This is a genomic window from Bradyrhizobium sp. 18BD, assembly GCF_054185225.1.
In genome coordinates, this window is sequence record NZ_JAVAYL010000039.1 from 1 (window position 1) to 21,728 (window position 21,728).

Annotated in this window: 21 protein-coding genes; 9 read left to right on the forward strand and 12 right to left on the reverse strand. The window is 65.2% G+C overall.

The window, feature by feature from the left end; translation table 11 throughout:
• Positions 1-185: 185 nt before the first annotated feature.
• The 4 genes from RAD16_RS39760 to topA are packed head-to-tail and all read right to left on the reverse strand — an operon-like array spanning position 186 to position 6,517.
• Positions 186-935, reverse strand: coding sequence for an NUDIX hydrolase (locus tag RAD16_RS39760; RefSeq protein ID WP_458163438.1), 750 nt, complete (start codon positions 933-935; stop codon positions 186-188).
• A 32-nt stretch (positions 936-967) separates the two neighbouring features.
• Entirely contained in the window at positions 968-1,405 is a 438-nt protein-coding gene (locus tag RAD16_RS39765; protein WP_458163440.1) for a DUF983 domain-containing protein, read from the reverse strand.
• The gene (gene rnr, locus RAD16_RS39770) at positions 1,399-3,753 is read right to left on the reverse strand and encodes a ribonuclease R (protein ID WP_458163442.1); all 2,355 of its coding nucleotides are present in this window, start codon (positions 3,751-3,753) and stop codon (positions 1,399-1,401) included. Before rnr ends, RAD16_RS39765 begins: the two co-directional genes overlap by 7 nt.
• 19 nt (positions 3,754-3,772) lie before the next feature.
• The gene (topA, locus tag RAD16_RS39775) at positions 3,773-6,517 is read right to left on the reverse strand and encodes a type I DNA topoisomerase (protein ID WP_458163444.1); all 2,745 of its coding nucleotides are present in this window, start codon (positions 6,515-6,517) and stop codon (positions 3,773-3,775) included.
• A gap of 227 nt (positions 6,518-6,744) precedes the next feature.
• Between topA and RAD16_RS39780 the strand changes: the two genes are divergently transcribed.
• Positions 6,745-6,984: a hypothetical protein gene (locus tag RAD16_RS39780; protein ID WP_458163446.1), complete on the forward strand. Its 240-nt coding sequence runs from the start codon at positions 6,745-6,747 to the stop codon at positions 6,982-6,984.
• Positions 6,985-7,300: 316 nt separating this feature from the next.
• On the opposite strand, the gene RAD16_RS39785 is transcribed toward RAD16_RS39780, so the two are convergent.
• Positions 7,301-7,855: a flavodoxin family protein gene (locus RAD16_RS39785; protein ID WP_458163448.1), complete on the reverse strand. Its 555-nt coding sequence runs from the start codon at positions 7,853-7,855 to the stop codon at positions 7,301-7,303.
• A gap of 184 nt (positions 7,856-8,039) precedes the next feature.
• Here RAD16_RS39785 and RAD16_RS39790 point away from each other — a divergent pair, with 184 nt between their 5' ends.
• Positions 8,040-8,267 carry a hypothetical protein gene (locus RAD16_RS39790; protein WP_458163450.1) on the forward strand — a complete coding sequence of 76 codons (228 nt, stop codon included), beginning with the start codon at positions 8,040-8,042 and terminating at the stop codon, positions 8,265-8,267.
• 121 nt (positions 8,268-8,388) lie between these two features.
• Here RAD16_RS39790 and RAD16_RS39795 read toward each other — a convergent pair whose 3' ends face one another.
• Positions 8,389-8,856, reverse strand: a complete 468-nt coding sequence (locus RAD16_RS39795) for a winged helix-turn-helix transcriptional regulator (protein ID WP_458163452.1) — start codon at positions 8,854-8,856, stop codon at positions 8,389-8,391.
• A 121-nt stretch (positions 8,857-8,977) separates the two neighbouring features.
• On the opposite strand from RAD16_RS39795, the gene RAD16_RS39800 reads away from it, so the two are divergent.
• Both RAD16_RS39800 and RAD16_RS39805 read left to right on the forward strand, forming a co-directional pair.
• A complete protein-coding gene (locus tag RAD16_RS39800) occupies positions 8,978-9,751 on the forward strand; it encodes an SDR family oxidoreductase (RefSeq protein ID WP_458163454.1) in 774 nt (257 codons plus the stop codon).
• Between the two features lie 176 nt (positions 9,752-9,927).
• The gene (locus RAD16_RS39805; protein ID WP_458163456.1) at positions 9,928-10,110 is read left to right on the forward strand and encodes a hypothetical protein; all 183 of its coding nucleotides are present in this window, start codon (positions 9,928-9,930) and stop codon (positions 10,108-10,110) included.
• Positions 10,111-10,164: 54 nt separating this feature from the next.
• Here RAD16_RS39805 and RAD16_RS39810 read toward each other — a convergent pair whose 3' ends face one another.
• Complete coding sequence (locus tag RAD16_RS39810) at positions 10,165-10,773, reverse strand: FMN-dependent NADH-azoreductase (RefSeq protein WP_458163458.1); 609 nt, start codon at positions 10,771-10,773, stop codon at positions 10,165-10,167.
• Between the two features lie 83 nt (positions 10,774-10,856).
• Here RAD16_RS39810 and RAD16_RS39815 point away from each other — a divergent pair, with 83 nt between their 5' ends.
• Positions 10,857-11,267 (forward strand): winged helix-turn-helix transcriptional regulator, encoded by a 411-nt coding sequence (locus tag RAD16_RS39815; protein ID WP_458163460.1) that lies wholly within the window; start codon positions 10,857-10,859, stop codon positions 11,265-11,267.
• Between the two features lie 2 nt (positions 11,268-11,269).
• Here the strand turns inward: RAD16_RS39815 and dprA are convergent, their stop codons facing one another.
• Positions 11,270-12,412 (reverse strand): DNA-processing protein DprA, encoded by a 1,143-nt coding sequence (dprA, locus tag RAD16_RS39820; protein ID WP_458163462.1) that lies wholly within the window; start codon positions 12,410-12,412, stop codon positions 11,270-11,272.
• Between the two features lie 90 nt (positions 12,413-12,502).
• Between dprA and RAD16_RS39825 the strand changes: the two genes are divergently transcribed.
• Positions 12,503-13,747 carry an amidase gene (locus RAD16_RS39825; protein ID WP_458163464.1) on the forward strand — a complete coding sequence of 415 codons (1,245 nt, stop codon included), beginning with the start codon at positions 12,503-12,505 and terminating at the stop codon, positions 13,745-13,747.
• On the opposite strand, the gene RAD16_RS39830 is transcribed toward RAD16_RS39825, so the two are convergent.
• The 4 genes from RAD16_RS39830 to RAD16_RS39845 form a co-directional block, all read right to left on the reverse strand.
• The gene (locus RAD16_RS39830) at positions 13,739-14,929 is read right to left on the reverse strand and encodes a patatin-like phospholipase family protein (RefSeq protein WP_458163466.1); all 1,191 of its coding nucleotides are present in this window, start codon (positions 14,927-14,929) and stop codon (positions 13,739-13,741) included. The genes RAD16_RS39825 and RAD16_RS39830 overlap by 9 nt on opposite strands.
• A gap of 209 nt (positions 14,930-15,138) precedes the next feature.
• A complete protein-coding gene (gene plsY / locus RAD16_RS39835; protein WP_458163468.1) occupies positions 15,139-15,735 on the reverse strand; it encodes a glycerol-3-phosphate 1-O-acyltransferase PlsY in 597 nt (198 codons plus the stop codon).
• Between the two features lie 47 nt (positions 15,736-15,782).
• Positions 15,783-17,084, reverse strand: a complete 1,302-nt coding sequence (locus RAD16_RS39840) for a dihydroorotase (RefSeq protein WP_458163476.1) — start codon at positions 17,082-17,084, stop codon at positions 15,783-15,785.
• A 5-nt stretch (positions 17,085-17,089) separates the two neighbouring features.
• On the reverse strand, positions 17,090-18,037 hold the full coding sequence (locus RAD16_RS39845; protein WP_097663180.1) for an aspartate carbamoyltransferase catalytic subunit: 948 nt from the start codon (positions 18,035-18,037) through the stop codon (positions 17,090-17,092).
• Between the two features lie 180 nt (positions 18,038-18,217).
• Between RAD16_RS39845 and RAD16_RS39850 the strand changes: the two genes are divergently transcribed.
• The 3 genes from RAD16_RS39850 (at position 18,218) to RAD16_RS39860 (ending at position 21,582) form a co-directional block, all read left to right on the forward strand.
• Positions 18,218-18,976, forward strand: coding sequence for a M15 family metallopeptidase (locus RAD16_RS39850; protein WP_458163470.1), 759 nt, complete (start codon positions 18,218-18,220; stop codon positions 18,974-18,976).
• Between the two features lie 20 nt (positions 18,977-18,996).
• The gene (locus RAD16_RS39855; RefSeq protein WP_458163472.1) at positions 18,997-20,640 is read left to right on the forward strand and encodes an acyl-CoA dehydrogenase family protein; all 1,644 of its coding nucleotides are present in this window, start codon (positions 18,997-18,999) and stop codon (positions 20,638-20,640) included.
• A 177-nt stretch (positions 20,641-20,817) separates the two neighbouring features.
• On the forward strand, positions 20,818-21,582 hold the full coding sequence (locus RAD16_RS39860; protein WP_458163474.1) for a CPBP family intramembrane glutamic endopeptidase: 765 nt from the start codon (positions 20,818-20,820) through the stop codon (positions 21,580-21,582).
• Positions 21,583-21,728 lie beyond the last annotated feature (146 nt).

Here is a 21,728-nt window from a genome sequence, read left to right on the forward strand (position 1 = left end):
CTACCAGGTTGCGGGGCTGCTGCGCAGCAGCCCCGCAACCCGCCCCTAACCCATCAACCCGCCCTGCCGCCTCAAGCGGCAGGCACCTGTCCCTGATTATCGTGTCTCACTACAGGGGTGCAGTTCACCCTCCGCGATGGAGATGCCCCGGATTTCGCTGCGCTCCATCCGGGCTACAAGAGTCCTTAGCCCAAAATATCCTTCTGCATCTTGCCGCCGTAGAAATGGAAGAACGGCACCGGCGCGTCGTGACGGAGCGGGCCGGTGGCAAGGCGGGTGTCGAGCTCGTTGAGGACGTTGCGCGTCATCGGATGCAGATCGGCAAGCGGCTTCGAGCCGAGCTCGACCCAGACCAGCTCGACCAGCTCGGCATCTGCATGGATCACGCCCTCGACGTGGTGGGTGATCGCGGAGGCATCCGCGGTGAAGAAGCGCGTGTCGAACCGCTTGACGCGGCCGGGCGGGGTGATCGCGCGCGCGATCAGGAACAGGCTGGACGGGTCGGGCAGGAGGCCCGCATCTGCAAAGGGCTTCCAGGCGCCTTCGAGCTTTGCTTTGCCCTCGGTCTTGCGGCCGAGGCAGAGGCCGGTTTCCTCGCAGGCTTCGCGGATCGCGGCAACCGCAAGCGACTTTGCGCGCGAGGCCGGCGTCTTCGGGCTGCCCTTGGCGAGATTGGCTTCCAGCTCGGCGGTGATGGGCGCGGCACAAGGCACGCGATAATCGTCCTTGTCGACGCGGCCGCCGGGGAAGACGAACTTTCCGGGCATGAACACCACCTTGTCGTGGCGCTTGCCGACCAGAACCTTTGGAATGCTGCCGCTGCGATCGACCAGGATCAGCGTCGCGGCATCCTTCGGGCGGAAATAGGGATGATGATCGGCTTCCTTGCCCTCGTGGATCCTGGCCTTCTCGTTTGCCTGCGACGTATCCGTCATGTCCTCACCCAAACCGCTTTTTGATTATTTGCTTAGACCGGCGGAATACCATCCGGAGGGTTCTCGTCAAAGCCGTGCATGCGCAGAGCCCATTGCAGGCCGACCACAGCTCCCTTCACCGGCTGCAACAGCGCAAGCGATGCGAAGAAGGTGAAGGGCAGGTAGGCCGCAAAACTGAGCCAGACCGGCGTGGTGTAATTGGTCTCGATCCAGAGGATCGCGGGCACCACGATGTGGCCGACGATGACGATGACGAGATAGGCGGGCAAATCGTCGGCGCGGTGCGGGGTGAAATCGAGGTCGCAGACCGAGCAATTGTCGGCGGTCTTCAGGAAGGCGCGGAACAGCTTGCCCTCGCCGCAGCGCGGGCAGCGGCCGCGAAAGCCGCGCCTCATCGCGGTCCAGACGTCGCGCTTCTCGACGAGGCCGGTCTCGCGCGTCCAGATCTTCGGGGCTGTGCTTGTCACCATGGGTTGCCCTTCTGGCCCTTGCCTTTGCCCTTGTTCTTCCCTTTGCCCTTCTTCTTGCCCGGCTTTGGCTTCGGCGGCTTGCGTTTTCTCTCCGGGCTGCGGCCGGGATGGGCCTTGATCGAGGGGCGGCGTTGCGGACCAGGCTGCCTGCGGTCGCGCGGCGCGGTCTCGCTGGAGGACGACAGCAGCTCGAAACGCAGCGCGCCGGCGATGGGGGCGGCTTCGATCAGACGGACGTCGACGACGTCGCCGAGCTGGTACATGGTGCGGCTGCGCGTGCCGACCAAGGCGTGGCGGCTCTCGTCATAGTTGAAATATTCCGTGCCAAGGGATCGGATCGGGATCAATCCGTCGGCGCCGGTCTCGGCGAGCTTCACGAACAGGCCGGCGCGGGTGACGCCGGAGACGCGGCCCTGGAAACTCGCGCCGATGCGGTCGGCGAGATGATGGGCGATCAGGCGGTCGACGGTCTCGCGCTCCGCCTTCATCGCGCGCCGTTCGGTCACCGAGATATGGGCCGCGACCTCGCCAAGACTTTCCGGTGTCTCGCTGTCGGGCAGGGCGCCTTCGCCGAGCCCGAGCGCGCGGACCAGCGCGCGGTGCACGACGAGGTCGGCATAGCGGCGGATCGGCGAGGTGAAATGGGCGTAGCGGCGCAAATTCAGGCCAAAATGTCCGTAATTCTCCGAGGAATATTCCGCCTGCGCCTGGGCGCGCAGCACCACCTCGCTCACGAGCGGATAGTAGTCATGGCCCTCGAGCTGGGCCAGCACACGGTTGAACAATGTCGGCCGCAGCGCGCCTGATTTGGCGAAGGGGACGTCCAGCGTCTCCAGGAATTCCGCGAGCGCGTGGACCTTCTCCAGCGTCGGCTCGTCATGCACGCGGTAGATCAGCGGGAGCGATTTCTTCTCCAGCATCTCCGCGGCCGCGACATTGGCGAGGATCATGAACTCCTCGATCAGCTTATGCGCATCGAGCCGCTCGGGGACGACGACGCGGTCGACCGTGCCGTCGCTCTTCAAAAGAATCTTGCGCTCGGGCAGATCGAGATTGAGCGGATCGCGCTCGTCGCGTGCGCGCTTGGCGCAGGCGTAAGCGGCGTAGAGCGGCTTCAGGATCGGATCGAGCAGGGGGCCGGTGGTGTCGTCGGGCCGTCCGTCGATCGCGGCCTGCGCCTGCGCGTAGCTGAGCTTGGCCGCCGAGCGCATCAGGATGCGGTGGAACGTATGCGAGCGCTTGCGGCCGTCGGGGCCGAGCACCATGCGGACCGCGAGCGCGCCGCGCGGCTCGCCCGGCACCAGCGAGCAGAGATTGTTGGAGATGCGCTCCGGCAGCATCGGCACGACGCGGTCGGGGAAATAGACCGAGTTGCCGCGATCGAGCGCGTCGCGGTCGAGCGCCGAGCCCGGCCGGACGTAGAAACTCACATCGGCAATGGCGACGTTGACGATGAAGCCGCCCTTGTTGTTCGGATCGTCATCGGGCTGCGCATGCACCGCGTCGTCGTGATCCTTCGCGTCCGGCGGATCGATGGTGACGAGCGGAACGTCGCGCCAATCCTCGCGCCCCTTAAGGTTCGCGGGCTCAGCGGCTTCCGCCTCGTGCTCGGCGGCGGAGGAGAAATTCAGCGGAATGTCGTGGGCGTAGATCGCGATCAGGCTGATCGCCTTCTCCGACCTGACCGAGCCGAGCTTTTCCTTCACGCGGCCGGAAGCGAGGCCAAAGCCACGGGTGCGAACGATGTCGACGCTGACGAGGTCGCCGTCCTGCGCGCCATCAGTATCGGTCTTCGCGATATTCAGCTCGCGGTCGGCGAACTTCTTGTCGACGGGGACGAGCCGTCCGCCGCCTTCGGGAAGGCTGCGGAACACGCCGAGGATGCGGCTCTTGGCCTTGTCGATGATCTTGATGATGCGGCCGCGATAGGCCGGGCCTACGTCATCGTCCGTGCATTCGACGCGAAGCAGGGCGCGGTCACCGACACCGGCGGCGGTGCCGGGCCTGGGTCGGCGCGGCATCTCGATAAGGATCTTTGGCGGCTCGCCGCTCTCGACCTCGTCCCATTCGGCGGGGGAGGCGATCAGCTCGCCGTCGCGGTCGCGGCCGGTGATGTCGGCGAGCAGCGTCGGCGGCAGCGCGTCCGGTTCGGACACCTTGTGGCGCTTTTTCTTGATGGTCCCATCATCGGCGAGCTCGCGCAGCATGCGCTTGAGCTCGACGCGATCGGCGTTCTTCAGGCCGAACTCGCGCGCAATTTCGCGAGTTCCCACCTTTCCTGGATTTGCCTTGATGAAGGCGACGATGGCGCTCCGGTCGGGAAAGCCATGGCCATTCTTGCGTTTCACTTAACCTCTTATTCTTGATCTAAGTCTTGCCGGCACTCTTCTTGGCCGGAGCCTTGCTGGCGGCGGACTTGGTCGGCGACGTCTTTGCTGTCGACGGCACCGCGGCGCGCGCCTTGCTGGTGGATTCAGTTTTCGATTTGGCCGCTTTCTTCGCGGCCGGTTTCTTCTTCGGGGCGGCGTCATCGCCGTCCGCGGCCTTCTCTGCAGTCTTCTTGGCCTTGGCGGGCTTCGCCGCCTTCTTCGCCTTCGCCTTGCCGCCGCCCTTGGCCGCGCGCTCGTCGATCAGCGCGATCGCCTGTGCGACCGTGACCGCGTCCTTTTCGAACTCGGCCGGGATGGTCGCGTTGACGCCGCCTGCGGTGACGTAGGCGCCGTAACGGCCGCTCTTCACGGTGATGGTGCCGAGCGTCGGATGATCGCCGATCGCCTTGCCGGGATCAGCGCCGAAGCGCCGGCTCGGGCCCTTGGCAACCTTCTCGGCGATCAGCGTGACCGCGCGGTTGAGACCGATGTCGAAGACCTCGTCGCCGCTCTCGAGGCTGGCATAGGTCTTCTCATGTTTCACGAACGGCCCGAAGCGGCCGAGGCCCGCCGTGATCGGCTGACCGGTCTCCGGATGCTTGCCGATCTCGCGCGGCAGCGACAGCAGCTTCAGCGCAAGCTCGAGCTCGATATCGCCGGGCGAGGTGCCCTTCGGGATGCCCGCGCGCTTCGGCTTCTCGCCTTCCTCATAATCCTTCTGCTCGCCGAGCTGGATGTAGGGCCCGAAGCGGCCGGCCTTGACCCAGACATCGCGACCCGTATCGGGATCCTGGCCGAGCGAACGGTCGGCGGTCGCCTCGCTGTCGGCGGCGAGCTGACGGGTGTAGCGGCACTCCGGATAGTTCGAGCAGCCGACGAAGGCGCCGAACTTGCCGGCCTTCAGATTGAGCCGGCCGTTGCCGCAGCTCGGGCACTGCCTGATATCGCCGCCATCCGCGCGGGGCGGATAGATGTGCTGGCCCAGCATGTCGTCGAGCACGTCGAGCACCTGCGCGACGCGCAGATCCTTGATGTCGTCGACGGCGCCGATGAAGCCGGTCCAGAAATCCTTTAGCACCTGCTGCCAGGAGATCTCGTTGTTGGAGATACGGTCGAGCTGCTCCTCCAGAGAGGCGGTGAAATCGTATTCGACGTAGCGGGCAAAGAAGCTTTCGAGGAACGCGACCACGACGCGGCCCTTGTCCTCGCCATGCAGGCGCTTCTTCTCGAGCTTGACGTAGCCGCGGTCCTTCAGCACCTGCAGGATCGAGGCATAGGTCGAGGGCCGGCCGATGCCGAGCTCTTCCATGCGCTTGACGAGCGATGCTTCCGAGAAGCGCGGCGGCGGCTCGGTGAAATGCTGGGTGACGGCGAGCGACTGCCGCTTCAACGCGTCGCCCGAGCTCATCGCCGGCAGACGGCGGGAATCTTCGTCCTCCTCGTCGTCGCGGCCTTCCTGGTAGAGCGCCAGAAAACCATCGAACTTGACGACCTGGCCGGTGGCGCGCAGCTCCAGCGTGCGGGAGCCCGCCTTCGCCGTGATGTCGACGGTGGTGCGCTCCAGCTCGGCCGATTCCATCTGGCTCGCAATGGTGCGCTTCCAGATCAGCTCGTAGAGCCGCGCCTGGTCGGCATCGAGCTTGCGGTTCATGGTGTCGGGACGGCGGGAAAGGTCGGTCGGGCGGATCGCTTCGTGCGCCTCCTGGGCGTTCTTGGCCTTGGCCTGGTACTGGCGCGGGGCGTCCGGCACGTAGGCGTTGCCGTAATCCTCGCCGATCACCTTGCGCGCCTGGGTGATCGCCTCGGGCGCGATCTGCACGCCGTCGGTACGCATATAAGTAATGAGTCCGGTGGTCTCGCCGCCGATGTCGATGCCTTCATAGAGGCGCTGGGCGATGCGCATGGTGTGCGCCGGCGCAAAGCCGTATTTGCGGCTGGCCTCCTGCTGCAGGGTCGAGGTGGTGAAGGGGGACTGCGGATTGCGGCGGGCCGGCTTCGCGTCGACCGCGGTGACGGCGTAGGCGGCTGCTTCCAGCGCCTTCTTGAAGTCTTCGGCTTCCGCGCCGCTGCCGACGTCGAGCCGCTGGATCTTCTTGCCGTCGGCGCCGACGAGGCGGGCCTCGAACGCATCGCCGCGCGGCGTCAGCAGGGTCGCGATCAGCGACCAGTATTCGCGCGGCACGAACTTTTCGATCTCGAGCTCGCGGTCGCAGACGAGGCGCAGCGCCACTGACTGCACGCGGCCCGCCGAGCGGGCGCCCGGCAGCTTGCGCCACAGCACGGGGGACAGGGTGAAGCCGACGAGATAGTCCAGCGCACGGCGCGCCATATAGGCGTCGACCAGCGCACCGTCGATCTCGCGCGGATGCTTCATCGCGTCCGTGACGGCCTGCTTGGTGATGGCGTTGAACACCACGCGCTCGATCTTCTGATCCTTCAGCGCGCGCTTCTCTTTCATCACCTCCAGCACGTGCCAGGAGATGGCCTCGCCTTCGCGATCAGGGTCGGTCGCCAGAATCAGGCGGTCGGCGCCCTTCAGCGACTTGGCGATATCGTTGAGCCGGCCGGCCGCCTTGGGGTCGACCTCCCAGATCATCTTGAAATTTGCGTCGGGATCGACGGAACCGTTCTTCGCGGGCAAGTCGCGGACATGGCCGAACGAGGCCAGAACCTCGTAGGACGAGCCCAAATACTTGTTGATCGTCTTGGCTTTCGCCGGCGACTCCACAATGACGATATTCATGTAGTTCCAGTAACTTACGGGAAAATCTTGGGCCAAATTCGATCAGATTCGGATCGGCCGTTTCGACCCGAACATGGGTGGTGAGGCGGTCCCTGTCAAATCGGGGGGTGTTGAAAGCCTCAGAAATGGGAAAAGTTTCATATCGAGAAAGTTGCGAAATACCACCTTGGAGTTGTGGCCGGTGTCGGCGTAGAGTTCCTTCGGGGCATGGATTCGGGTGGGGTCTGGTGACAAAGCCAGGAAAGAAACGAGCGCGCGCCGCGTCGGGCGCGCGGGGAGGCTCGCGCAACGAGGAACCGGGGGAGGGCGGCGTCGATGAGGCCGTCGCCTTCATCGCCGAGCAGGTGGGCGCATTGCGCAAGCTGGCCGAGCGCCACAAGCTCGACGTGCTGCATTATCTCTTGGGCATGACCAAGCTGGAAGCCGACGAGCACCTGCGTCTGCGGAGCAAGCGCAGGCTGTCGTGAGGGCTGGGGCGGCGTGCGACTGAGCACGCTGCTACTTGACCCGTCATCCTGAGGTGCTCGTCCTGCAACGCAGGACGAGCCTCGAAGGATGCACGGCCGGGATGCCGCTGCAGCCGGGCTGTCGCCCTTCGAGGCTCGCCGAAGAGGCGAGCGCCTCCAGCGACAATGGCTTCGCCATTGCGCGGGGGTGACGGTCGGAGAGTTGAGCGCGCCGCTCTAACCTCGTCATTGCGAGCGTAGCGAAGCAATCCAGACTCTTTCCGCGGAGGGATTCTGGATTGCTTCGTCGCAAGGGCTCCTCGCAATGACGGTGTGGTTAGCCGTTGCGATCAGCCATTTTGGCCAATCGCTCGCCGAGATATTCGGCTGTGCTTAAATCGCTCTGTGGCAAGGCGCCGTCGACCAGATGCGTCGCCAGTCCAAGCTGGCTGCCCAGACGATTGCGGCCGCCCGGATCCTCTCCGCCCGGAATATCCAGTCCGCACCAGAGCATGCCGTGTTGGGCCGCCAGAATGGAAAGATAGGTCAACGTGTGCAGTTGATCGCCGCCCGCGCAGGCACCCGTCGTGAATCCGGCTGCGATCTTGTTGGCCCATCGCTGCTGGGTCCATCGGTCGCTTGAAGCGTCTGCAAACGCTTTGAATTGCGCCGCGGGCCCGCCCATGTAGGTGGGGCTGCCAAATGCGACCGCGCCGGCGCGGTCGACCGTCTCCAGCAGGCCCTCACTCTGAAATCGGCCCGACACGATGTCGTCGCCGGTGATCTGGCAAAGCGCGATCTCCGCCATCCCGGCCGCGCCGCGCGCCACCGCATGCGCCAGCTTCTCGGTGGTGCCGGAGATGGAAAAATAGACGATGGCGAGCAGGGGCATGGTGGTGCCACGTTAGGCTGTCTAGCCATTCTCGACGCCGTCTATCTTTTGTACAAGTCCCTCCGCGTTGTCGCCATTGGCATGCGGTCTGTCGAACGGGCATCCTGTTTCGGCGGATAAAATGCATGCCTGGAGGACTTGCGCCCGTGGTAGATTGTTTTCGCGAAATTGGAGGTTTGCGGAGATGTCAATCAAGCCGCTTCCATTCGTCGGGACGGATTTGTGGCGCGCCCGCCAAATCCTGAAGTCGTGGGGGTCGCTCAGGCGGCTGACAAGCGACGAAACCGATGTTGTCGTACGCATGATTGCGCAGGGCCTCGCGGAGGGCAGGAAGCTCGGCTTCGAATTGGCCGTTACCGAAGGGCAGGCCGCAAGCAAGGCCGATGTCGACGACCTGACGAACGCTGTTTAGGCCAACTAGCATTACCTGGACGGTCATCCGAAGGTGCGGTGCTTCATGCCCGGTAGCATGAGCTGATGCAGTAGCCCGGATGGAGCGAAGCGTAATCCGGGATTCGCAAAAGCAATGTCACTCAAGCCGATCGCCGCCGCGGTGCCGGCCGCGGCTTCAGCGTGATGTCGGCGAGGCTGAGCAGCCGTCCATCCTCGGCGTGCAGCTCGAGCTTCTTCACCGGGCGGCCTTTGGCGCGATCGACCATGATGGTGTCGATCTCCTCAGGCGTATCGTCGAACTCCTCGCTCCATTGCCGGAGCGCGACCAGAATCGGGAAGAGGCCGCGTCCCTTCGGCGTCAGGACATATTCCTGGTAGGCGCTGCCGTCGGAGGCAGGGGTCATCGTCAGAATGCCGTGGTCGAGCATCGATCGCAGCCGGGCCGACAAGATGTTCTTGGCCATGCCGAGCTTGCTCTGAAACTCGCCGAAGCGGCTCACGCCGAGCATCGCTTCGCGGATGATCAGGAGCGTCCACCAGTCGCCGATCGCCTCCAGCGACCGCGCGACCGGGCAGCCGTCACCCTCAAAACTCGTTCGTTTCACCATCGTCGTCGTCCTGTCGCGATCACCCGATTTCGACACAGATCACGCGCTTGTGTGGTTGCATCATAAAACCATTTGCCCTAGATGGCAATATAGTTTCATTATGCAACCACTGGAGACGAGCATGAGGCTGAAGAACAAGACGGCATTGATTACGGGCGGCAACAGCGGCATTGGCCTTGCGACGGCAAAGCTGTTCGTGGCCGAGGGCGCGAAGGTGGTGATCACCGGGCGCAACAAGGAGACGCTGGCTGCTGCCGCCAAGGAGCTCGGCCCGAACGTGCTCGCGCTCGTCGCCGACGCCACCGACATCGCCGCGACCGAGGCCGCGATTAAGCAGGGTGCCGAAAAGTTCGGCAAGTTCGACATCGTGTTCGCCAATGCCGGCATTCCCGGCGGCACGCCGCTCGGCTCGGCGACGTTGGAGGTTTTCGAGAAGGTGATCAGCACGAACCTCACCGGCGTGTTCTTCACCGTGCAGTCCGCGCTGCCCTATCTGAACGACAACGCCTCGATCATCCTCAACGGCTCGGTGATCTCGGTGCTCGGCATTCCCGGCTACTCCGCTTACGGCGCGGCGAAGGCCGGCGTGCGCGCGATGGCGCGGATCATGGCGTCGGAACTGTCACCGCGCGGCATTCGCGTCAACGTCGTTGCGCCCGGCGCGATCCGCACGCCGATCTGGGGCGCGGCGATCGCAACGCCTGAAGCAGAGAAAGCGTTCGAGAAGCGCATCGCGCTGACGACGCCGCTTGGGCGCATTGGTGAACCGGATCACATTTCGAAGACGGTGTTGTTCCTCGCCTCAGATGATGCCGCGCACATCCAGGGTCAGGAGATCTTCGTCGATGGCGGCGCGGTGGCCTCGCCGAGCGGCGCGCCGATCTATCGCGGCTGATCAATTCAATTGAAAATTGAATCGGTCGGCGCGATCGCCGTGGTTGCGCCGGCCGGTTCCCACACTTCGATGGATGTATTTTTCTGAACCTTGCGTGAGGCGTTGAACCTTCACATCTGCTGCGCAGACATTTTTACGGGCGGGGTCATAAGACTCATTTTCAAAAGGAGCCCGTGATGCCAAAGGCAGCTCGCGTTTTTCCGTCGATTTCAGCACCGCGTATTTACACCGAACGTTCCGCCATTCCCGCCAAACGCTCCGACACGTCCGAACTGATCGGGGTGGCGCTTTTTTCCGGCATCGGCCTTTTCGTCTCGCTCATCGCCGTCATTCTGGGAATTCAGGGCGCCTGGTTTTAGCGCCGCCGAACTGTCAGCCGCCGCCGGGGTCCGGCAGCGGCTGGTGTCGAACCCTTACGCGGCGCGCAAGGAGGTGGCGGCCTGAAGCGCCCCGGCCAGCGCCTTCTCGCGATGCTCAGGGCCGACCTGAATGCCGTCGGCGACAATGAATTCAGGGCTGGTAATCCCCATGAACGCGAACACGCCACGCAGATAGGTTTCGAGATGCTCGAGCGAGGCCGCCGGCGTGCCCGGACCGTAATAGCCGCCGCGGGAGATCGCCACGATCACGCGCTTGTTGCCGGCAAGGCCCTGCGGACCGTTCGCGTCGTATTTGAAGGTTTTCCCTGCCACGAGAACACGGTCGATCCAGGCCTTGAGCTGGCTCGGAATGGTGAAATTGTACATGGGCGCGCCGATCACGACGGTGTCGGCATCGAGGAACTCGTTCAGCACCGCCGCGCTCGCGGCAAGGTCGGGGCCGAGTTCCGCGGGCGCAGGCGCTCCTTGCGCGGCTGCCAGATGCGAGCCGGAGAGGTGGGCTAGCGGGGTCTGGGTCAGGTCGCGATAGACGAGCTGAAGCGAGGGCGTCGTCTGCCGGAGACGGTCGACGATGGCGGCGGAAACCTGCCGGGAGACGGAGTGGGGGCCGAGCACGCTGGAGTCGATATGGAGGAGTTTCATTGGGGTCACCTATGGTATAGATTTGTAACCCGCACTACATGAGTGACCATCGAAATCCCCGCAAGAACGCACTTTTTTGAGCCATGAGCACATTATTGAAACCTGCACACACCGATTTGCCTGCTCCGCAGCTACCGAGTCCCGACCATGCCGACTGCCGCGGCGTGGCCTCGGTCCTCTCGCGGGTCGGCGACAAATGGAGCGTGTTCGTCATCATGAACCTGAGCGACGGGCCCAAGCGCTTCAATGAGCTGAAGCGCATAATCAGCGGCATCTCGCAGCGAATGCTGACATTGACCTTGCGCGGATTGGAGCGCGACGGCCTCGTCACGCGCACGATCTTTCCGACCATTCCGCCGCGCGTCGATTACGAGCTGACCGACCTCGGCCGCGGGCTGCAACAGCCGGTGAAGGCGCTCGGGCAGTGGGCCATGGACCACCTGATGCAGATCGAGGCTGCGCGTAAGCAATTCGATCGGCGCAACGACGGCTAGGTCTAAAGCAGCGACACCAATCCGCCGCCATGGCGTTCGAGCCGGCCGGCGAGCTCCAGCTCAAGCAGCACCGTGCGCACGATCGCGGGCGAGGCGCCGGACATCCGCACGAGATCGTCGATCGAGATCGGGGCAGGGCCGAGCAGGCCGGTGATCTGGTCGCGATCATGCCCTTGCGGATCGCTCTCGAACGGCTCGCTGTCGGGCTCGCTCGCAGGAATCATCAGCGGCCGCTCCATGATCGGCTGAACCGCGTTGATGATGTCGGCGGCTTCGGTGACCAGCGTTGCGCCCTGCTTGATCAGGTCATTGGTGCCGGCAGCACGTGGGTCGAGCGGCGAGCCGGGCACGGAAAAGACCTCGCGGCCCTGTTCGGCCGCCATGCGTGCGGTGATCAGCGAGCCCGAGCGATGGGCGGCTTCCACCACGATCACGCCGAGCGAGGCGCCCGAGATCAGCCGGTTGCGGCGGGGGAAGTCGCGGGCCCGGGGCTCATGGCCGAGCGGCATCTCGGAGATCGCCGCGCCCTGGTGATCGAGGATCGCGGTGAGCAGGTCGCCATGCTCGGGCGGATAGATGCAGTCATGGCCGCCGGCGAGCACGGCGATCGTGCCGCTCTCGACGCTGGTGCGATGCGCGGCCTGATCGACGCCGCGCGCGAGCCCCGAGATGATGATGAAGCCGGCTTCGCCAAGCTCGCGCGCCAGCTGGCCGGCGAATTTCAAGCCGGCGCCGGAGGCATTGCGCGAGCCGACGATGGCGATCACCGGCCGCATCAGGGTTTTGGTGTCGCCGCGCACGGCGAGCAGCGGCGGCGCATCGTCGATCATCGCCAGCCGTGCCGGATAGCCGTCCTCGCCGGGCGCGAGCCAGGCGATGCCGAACTTGCGGCTTGCGACGAGCTCGGCCTTCGCCTCGTCCACGCTGCAAATGCGCCCCGATCGCGCCGCACCGCCGCGGCGCGCCAGATCCGGCAGCCGCTCCAACGCGGCATGCGCGCTGCCGAAATGATCGACCAGCGAGCGGAAGGTGCGCGGCCCGACATTGTCGGAGCGGATCAGCCGCAGGCGGTCGAGCCTCTCGGCCTCAGTCAGCTCCACACTGGGATTGATGGCGTCCACGGCGTCTCCTTGTGGGGGCAGCATGGAACAACCTGAGGGCGTGGGCAACAGGGACGTGCGCTTGCGCGGTCGCGCCCCGATGCTAAAAGCGATGCCAATAAGAAGGGTATTGCCATGATCTCACTCGCCGACCTCCAGCGCCGCATCGAAGCGGGGGAGCTTTCGCCCGATGACGCCATCGCCCAGTCGCATGCGGCGATCGAGGCCAAAGAGAAGGACGTTCGCGCCTTCGTTCGTCACGACAAGGCTGCGAAGGCGCAAGGCGCCGGCCCGCTGCGGGGCATCGCCGTCGGCATCAAGGACATCATCGACACCGCCAATATGCCGACCGAGATGGGCTCGGAGATCTATCGCGGCTGGCAGCCGCGCAGCGATGCGCCTGTCGTGATGATGCTGAAACGGGCCGGCGCCACCATCATCGGCAAGACCACGACCACGGCATTCGCCTCGCGCGATCCGACCCCGACGCTCAATCCCCATAACCTCGGCCATACCCCGGGCGGCTCGTCCTCGGGTTCGGCGGCGGCCGTCGGCGCCGGCATGATCCCGCTGGCGCTGGGCACCCAGACCGGCGGCTCGGTGATCCGGCCCGCCGCCTATTGCGGCACGGCCGCGATCAAGCCGTCGTTCCGGATGCTGCCGACGGTCGGCGTGAAGTGCTATTCGTGGGCGCTCGACACCGTCGGCCTGTTCGGGGCCCGCGCCGAGGATCTTGCGCGCGGATTGCTCGCGATGACCGGGCGTACCGAATTCTCCGGCATCGTCGCGGCGAAGGCGCCGCGCATCGGCGTGGTCAGGCAGGAATTTGCCGGCGCTGTGGACGCCTCGGCCGAGCAGGGCCTGCAGGCCGCGATCAAGGCGGCCGAGAAGGCGGGGGCCAGCGTGCAGATCATCGATCTGCCCGAGGCAGTGCAGGAAGCCTGGCGCATCCATCCCATCATCCAGGAATTCGAGGCGCACCGCGCGCTCGCCTGGGAGTTTTCCGAGCGTCATGACGAGATCGCGCCGATGCTGCGGGCCAGCCTCGATCAATCGGTCGGGCTGACGCCGAAGGATTATGACGAGGCGCGGCGGATCAGCCGCCGTGGCCGCCGCGAGCTTGGCGAGCTGTTCGAGGGTTTCGACGTGCTCCTGACCTATTCGGCGCCGGGCACGCCGCCCGCCAAGGAGCTCGCGACGACGGGCGATCCCCGCTACAACCGGCTCTGGACGCTGATGGGCAATCCTTGCGTCAACGTGCCCGTGCTCAAGGTCGACGGCCTGCCGATCGGCGTGCAGGTGATCGCGCGCTTCGGCAACGATTCCGGCGCGCTTGCTGCGGCGTGGTTCCTGGAGGATGCGCTGGCGAAATCAGGCTAGCGCCGGTTCGGCAGCGGCCAAAGCGCGTTGGGCCTCGGCGCCCGTCGCGCCTTGGCCGAGCCAGCGCTCGGCGGCTTCACGGCCGCTGCGGTGCAGGAGGCGGATGAAGCCACGGCCGAGATCGGTCGACGAGCGCTGCGCCAGCCCGTCAACGGAGTCTTCTGCCGCGATCCTGGACAGCCGCAGCGAGGATGCTGCGTGCGATTGTGCCCATTCGATCGCCGCGATTTCGGCGTTGAGCGCGGCGTTGGCGGCGATCTGGTCGAGCCGGCGGTCGATCGCGGCGAGCGTGATCGGCACGTAGCTGTCGCGCGCGGGCGTGACCTGGACGAGGAGGAGATCGGAAGTCGCCGATTCCTGCACCAGCTTCACCAATGGCGGATTGCCGCCAAAACCGCCGTCCCAATAGGCCTCGCCGTCGATCTCGACGGCGCAGTGAACCAGGGGCGGGCACGTCGAGGCCAGCGCAACGTCGGCGGTGATGCCGTCGTTGCGAAAAATCTGCTGCCGGCCGTCGCGAATGCGCGTCGCCGCAATCAGCAGTTTCGGGCAGCTCGGCTCGCGCAAGGCCGCGAAATTGATGTCGCGCGACAGCGCCTGCCGCAGCGGGTCGAGATCGAACGGATCGAACTGGCCGGAGCGCAGCGTCGGCCCGAACGCGACCGAGCTTCCCGCCGCCGAGAAGCCGCCAACCAGCATCAGCGAGCGGAACGAGGCCTCGTGCATCAGGCGGACCCAGAACCGGTTCAGCCGCGAGCGCGCGGCTTCGCGGCCGCCTTCGGCGAGGCCGGACGCCAGCAGCAGCGCGTTGATCGCGCCGGCGCTGGCGCCACTGATCGTGTCGAATTGGATGTCAGGCTGCTCCAGCAGTCGCTCTAGCACGCCCCAGGTGAAGGCGGCAAAGGTGCCGCCGCCCTGGAGGGCGAGCGAGAGTTTTCGTGGCGGCCATTGGTTGGAGCGTGTCGGTGCAGACGCGACTGGCGCTGCTTTGACTACGACCTCGCGCGGAGCTGGTGCGGCAGGAGCCGGTAGCGGTGCTGGTGGCAGAACCGGAGCGGGTTCTGGCGCAGACACGGGCGCATCCGACCAGATGTTGGTCGTCAAGAGCAGTCGGCTTGCAGCGGTGCGCGCCGCACCTTGCGAACCACCATCGATATGCGTGCCGACAATCTTCTCGCTCATTCTGAGCAACCGCGTAACGCCATTTCTTCTGTCAGGATGACAGGCATGGAACCTGTTCGCCACTCCCGGCCGTGAGGCGGCTGAGAGTTGCGAACAGGATTTGGCATATAATGCGGAGGCTCTGCGGCGGTATCCGTACTTTTTCCGGCTTCTTGTCTTGACGCGTTTTCTTGACGCGAACCGGTACCCACTTCGCTCGAAAACGCTACTTAGGCCTTCTCGCCGATCCGGCCTTCTTTTCCAGATTGCAATCGCTTGATGTTCTCGCGATGCATGTAGAACAGCAGCATGGTCAGCACGGCGGCGAGGGCTGCGAGCGCGAGCTGGCCGAACCACCACAGGAACAGCGGCGTGATGAAGGCTGCGACCAGCGCCGACAGCGAGGAGTAGCGGGTGGTGAAGGCGGTCGCGAGCCAGATCAGGCAGAACACCACCGCGCCGGGCCAGAACAGGCCGAGCATGATGCCGATATAGACCGCGACGCCCTTGCCGCCGCGGAATTTTAGCCAGACGGGAAAGAGGTGACCGAGGAACGCGCCGAGCCCGGCCAGCATCGCAGCATTCGGACCCGCCAGATAGCCTGATAACACCACCGCCGCGGTGCCCTTGAGCGCATCGAGCAGCAGGGTCGCCGCGGCAAGGCCCTTGCGTCCGGTGCGCAGCACGTTGGTGGCGCCGATATTGCCGGAGCCGATCGAGCGCAGATCCTGCGTGCCGGCGAGCTTGGTCAGGACCAGCCCGAACGGAATCGAGCCGAGGAGATAGCCGATGACGAAGGCCACCGGCAGGAAGGCTTCAAGCCCCATGGTTGCATCTCCATGTCGAACCGAGACGCCACGCATGAATTCGCCTGTCAGACATGTTCGTAGACCGTCCGTCCGCCGACAATGGTCCGCACCACGCGCCCTGTAAAGCGGGCCTCGTCGAACGGGGTGTTCTTGCAGGGCGATTTGAGATCGGCGGGATCGACCACCCAGGGCACATCGGGATCGATCACAATGACATCAGCCGGTGCGCCCGCGCGCAGGGTTCCGCCCGGCAGGCCGAGCAGTTCCGCCGGCCGGGTCGACATCGCGCGGATCAGCGTCGTCAGCTCCAGCTCGCCATTATGGACCAGCCGGAGGCCGGCGGGCAGCATGGTCTCGAGCCCGACGGCACCGGGGGCTGCTTCCGCGAACGGCAGGCGCTTGACCTCGACGTCCTGCGGATTGTGATCGGACATGATGACGTCAACGAGGCCGGAAGCGACGGCGGCGACCAGCGCGCGGCGGTCGTCCTCGGTGCGCAGCGGCGGCGACAGTTTCAGGAACGTCCGGTAGGGGCCGATGTCGTTCTCGTTCAGCGCGAGGTGGTTGATCGAGACCGAGGCACTGACGGCAAGCCCGGCATCGCGGGCGCGCTTGAGGATGTCGAGCGAGTCGGTGCAGGAGAGCGAGGCGGCGTGATAGCGGCCGCCGGTCAGCGCGACGAGGCGCATGTCGCGCTCGAGCATGACAGCTTCGGCGGCGTTCGGGATGCCCATCAGGCCGAGCCTTGTGGCGAACTCGCCCTCGTTCATCACGCCTTCGCCGACCAGATGCGGGTCCTCGCAGTAGTGCACGATCAGCGCGTCGAAATCGCGGGCGTAGGTGAGCGCGCGGCGCATCACCTGCGCATTGGTGACGCTTCTGTCGCCATCGCTGAAAGCGACGGCGCCGGCGGCCTTGAGCAGGCCGAACTCGGTCATCTCCTCGCCGCGCATGCCCTTGGTGAGCGCCGCCATCGGCTGGATGTTGACGATCGCGGTGTCGCGGGCGCGCCGCATCACGAAGTCGACGGTCGCCGAATTGTCGACGACGGGCAGGGTGTCGGGCTGGCAGATGATGGTGGTGATGCCGCCGGTCGCGGCCGCCTGGCTTGCCGAAGCGAAGGTCTCGCGATGGCTGAAGCCGGGCTCGCCGACGAAGGCGCGCATGTCGACCAGGCCGGGGGCCACGATCTTGCCGGAGCAGTTGACGACGTCGGTGCCCTCGGGGACGCCGGCCGCGCCAATGCCGCGGCGGGTCTCGCGGATGGTGCCGTCGGCAATCAGGACGTCGCCGACACCGTCGAAATCCCGGGAGGGATCGACGACGCGGGCGTTGGCGAGCAGGATCGGGCGGCGGTCGGTCAGCATCGGCATCACGCGTTCGGCAGATTACGGGCGAGCGCTTCCAGCACCGCCATGCGCACGGCGACGCCCATCTCCACCTGTTCGCGGATCAGGGATTGCGCGCCGTCGGCGACCGCGGTGTCGATCTCGACGCCGCGGTTCATCGGGCCGGGATGCATCACGAGCGCATCCGGCTTGGCGTAAGCGAGCTTCTTCTGGTCGAGCCCGAAATAGTTGAAGTACTCCGAGGACGACGGCACGAAGGAGCCGTTCATGCGCTCGCGCTGGAGCCGCAGCATCATGACGATGTCGGCGCCGTTGAGACCCTCGCGCATGTCGCGCGCAACCTCGACGCCCATCCGCTCGATGCCGGGCGGCAGCAGCGTGGAGGGACCGACGACGCGGACGCGGGCGCCCATGGTGTTGAGCAGGATGATGTTGGAGCGGGCGACGCGCGAATGCAGCACGTCGCCGCAGATCGCAACCACGAGCCCCTCGATGCGGCCCTTGTTGCGGCGAATGGTGAGCGCGTCGAGCAGCGCCTGGGTCGGATGCTCATGGGCGCCGTCGCCGGCATTGATCACGGAACCGTCAACCTTGCGGGCCAGCAGTTCCACCGCGCCGGAGGCGTGATGGCGCATCACCAGGATGTCCGGATGCATCGCGTTGAGCGTCATCGCGGTGTCGATCAGCGTCTCGCCCTTCTTGATGGACGAGGAGGCGACCGACATGTTCATGACGTCCGCACCGAGCCGCTTGCCGGCAAGTTCGAACGAGGATTGGGTCCGGGTTGAGGCCTCGAAGAAGAGGTTTACTTGCGTCCGTCCACGCAGGACGGTGCGCTTCTTGTCAACCTGGCGGTTGAGCTCGACATATTCTTCGGACAGGTCGAGCAGGCCGGTGATGTCGGCCGCGGAAAGGCCCTCGATGCCCAGCAAATGCCGGTGGCCGAGGACGAAGGTCGATTTCGATGTCATTAAAAGCAGAGCTATAGGCGTGGATGGGGGGTGGGGCAAGGGCCAATCGGAGGGAGCAGAGTTATCCCCTGATCTGTCGGTCATTCAGTCATTCCGGGATGGCGCGCGAGCGCCAGACCCGGAATCTCGAGATTCCGGGTTCGACGCTTCGCATCGCCCCGGAATGACAGGGGAGAGCGAATGCGCTTAGTCAGGACATTTTTGATCTCATTTGTCGCAATCGCCTCAATCTCATCCGCCCATGCCCAATCGCTTCCCGGCGACTTCGTCTATCTGCGCGAGATTGATCCGAGCATCATCCAGGATATCCGCTACGCGACGGCGAACAATTTCGTCGGCCGTCCGCTCGCCGGTTACAACGCAGGCGAGTGCGTGGTGAAGCGCGAAGTGGGACTCCGGTTGAAGGCTGTCCAGCAGGAGCTGGCGGCGCAAAATCTCTCGCTGAAAATGTTCGACTGCTACCGGCCGGCGCGAGCTTCGCTCGACATGGTGAAGTGGTCGCAGAACGGCCATGAGACCGCCGCCGAGCGGCGCTACAATCCAAAGATTCCGAAGACCGAGCTGTTTCGCCTCGGCTACATCGCGAGTCGCTCGCAGCATTCGACCGGTGCGGCGCTTGACCTCACGCTGGTCGATCTCAAGGCCGATAATTCCGCCAAAATTGATCCGTCAAAGACCTATGCGGACTGCACGGCGCCGGTCGAAGCACGGCTGCCGGAAGGCAGCGTCGATATGGGCACCGGTTATGATTGCACCGACATGAAGGGGCATACCGCAGCACCGTCGATCACGCCGGAGCAGCGCGCCTGGCGCAAGCGGCTGGTGGCTGCAATGGCCAGGCAAGGCTTTGTGAACTATTCGAAGGAGTGGTGGCATTTTTCCCTGCCGGGGGCGGGCGGGGCGGCCTATGATTTCCCGATCCAGCCGCGGCGGAACTGATTCCGCGCCGAGGACGCAAGATGACCCAGCCCAGTTTTGCGACCCATGAGGTCTTCAACCAATCGCCGCCGTTCGAGGCCGTCGATCTCTTCACGGTAGATCGGCCGCTCGTCGATGCCGTGAAGGCCAATGGCGGCGCGGCGGCGGAGCGGGAACTGTCCGAGTTCGGCAAGCATTGGGGCTCATCCGCGATGGCCGATCGCGGGCGCCTTGCGAACGAGAACACGCCGAAGCTGCGCACATTCGATGCGAAAGGAAACCGCCGCGACCAGGTCGAGTTTCATCCCGCCTATCACGAGCTGATGGCGCATAGCGCGCATGCGGGCGTGCACAATTCGACGTGGACGGTGGACGGCAAGCCGGCCGGCCATGCCGCCGAGGTCATTCGCGCGGCAAAATTCTACATGGCCTCGCAGGTGGAGACCGGCCATCTCTGCCCGATCACGATGACGCGCGCCTCCGTCGGCGCGCTGGCGATGCAGCCGGACCTGCTCGGCAAGGTGATGCCGGTGCTGTCGACGAAGAGCTACGATCCCACCTTCGCGCCGTGGTCGGAGAAGCGCGGCATGACGCTCGGCATGGGCATGACCGAGAAGCAGGGTGGCACCGACGTCCGAGCCAACATGACGCGCGCGGCGCGCGACGGCAGTTCCTATCGCATCACCGGTCACAAATGGTTCATGTCGGCGCCGATGTGCGATGCGTTCCTCGTGCTGGCGCAGGCTGACGACGGACTGACCTGTTTCTTCATGCCGCGCTTTGCGCCGGATGGCTCGGTCAATGCGATCCAGTTTCAGCGGCTGAAGGACAAGCTCGGCAACCGCTCCAATGCGTCCTCCGAAGTCGAGTTCGTCGGCGCCTATGCCGAGCGCGTCGGCGAGGAGGGCAAGGGCATCCGCACCATCATCCAGATGGTGCAACTGACGCGGCAGGATTGTGCGATCGCCTCGGTCGGCCTGATGCGCTCGGGCCTCGCGCATGCCTTGCATCACGCCCGTCACCGCAGCGTGTTCCAGAAGCACCTCGCCGATCAGCCCTTGATGCAGGCTGTGCTGTCGGACATGGCGTTGCATGTGGAGGCAAGCACAGCGCTGGTGATGCGGCTCTGCCGCGCCTTCGACCGCACGCCGCACGACGCGGCGGAGGCCGCCCATGTGCGGCTGCTGACGCCGGCGATCAAATACTGGACCTGCAAGAGCGCGCCGCCGTTCCTCTACGAGGCGATGGAGTGCCTCGGCGGCAACGGCTATGTCGAGGATGGTATCCTGGCGCGCCACTACCGGGAGTCGCCGGTCAATGCGATCTGGGAGGGTTCAGGCAACGTGATGTGTCTCGACGTGCTCCGCGCGCTCTCGCGCGAGCCGGAGGCGGCGATGTCGGTGCTGCAAGCGCTGGCGGTCGAGACGAAGGGACTGCCCGGGGCAGGCGAGGCGGCCGCCTTCATCGGAAAGACCTTCCGCCGCGCTGACGGCGAACGTGTCGCGCGCCTCGCGGTCGAGAAGCTGGCGCTGCTTGCCGCCGCCGCGGCGCTCAACGGCGTCTCGCCACACCAGGCCGAACTGTTTGCCACGACGCGCCTCACCGCCAATCACGCCAGCATGTATGGCGCGGTGGAGCTGGACAGCGTCGACGTCCGCGCGTTGCTGGGGCGGGCGCTGCCGTGAGTAACGTCTACTCTAACCTCTCGTCATGGCCGGGCTTGACCCGGCCATCCACGTCTTGGCGCGTGGCCGAAGGTCGTGGATGCCCGGGCCTTCGCCTCGCCGAAGCGGCTTCGGCCGCGCAGGCGGGACAAGCCCGGGCATGACGGCATCTCGGTAGATTTCAACGAAAGCCTCCTGATGGATTCCCTCAATCCCGACCATCCGCCCCTGACCGTGACGCCGGCGCCACCGCGCGTCTGGAAGTTCTGGGGCACGGCGCTCTGGGGCCTCTTCATCTTTTTCGCGATGTTCGTCGGGCAGATCGGTGCGATCGTTCTGCTGGTGCTGCTGCGTGGTCTTCCCGCAAACCTCAGCTCTGTCGAGCTCGTCGGCCACGAGCCCCAGGCGCTGGCTCTGTCGGTGACCATGGGGTTGCCGACGACGGTCGCTGCGGTGTGGCTCGCCATCCGCATCAAGAAGGCCTCCTTCATCGACTATCTCGCGCTGTATTGGCCAACGTGGAAACAGCTCCTGTTCGGCGCGGTCGGCCTGATCCTGCTGGTGCTGGCCTGGGAGACGATGTCGCGCGCCCTCGGCCGCGAGGCGACGCCCGGCTTCATGACCGACCTCTTGAAATCCGGCCGCGACAAGGGCGCGGCGTTCCTGCTGCTGTTCGCCTTCAGCGTCGCCGCGCCGATGTCGGAAGAGTTTTTGGCGCGCGGATTTCTGTTCCGCGGCTGGTCGGCGAGCTTCCTGCGCGTGCCCGGCGCGATCCTGCTGTCGTCGCTGGTGTGGACCATCGTCCACCTGCAATACGACATCTACTTCCTCGCCGAGGTCTTCACCATCGGCCTCTGGTTCGGCTACATGCGTTACCGCGCCAACTCACTCTGGCTCACCACCATCCTGCACGCGCTGAACAATCTGACCGCGGTGGTGCTGACGATGTGGCTGGGCGGCTAGCCCGGCCGTTGCCCCACATTCCGTCATTGCGAGCGCAGCGAAGATTCCATGGGGAGTGGATAGCGACCGGGTCTGAGGCCAGACTGAGGTTGCTGAAGCACTCAACCTGGAGACAACGATGTTGTTCGATCATCTTTCCGACGGAC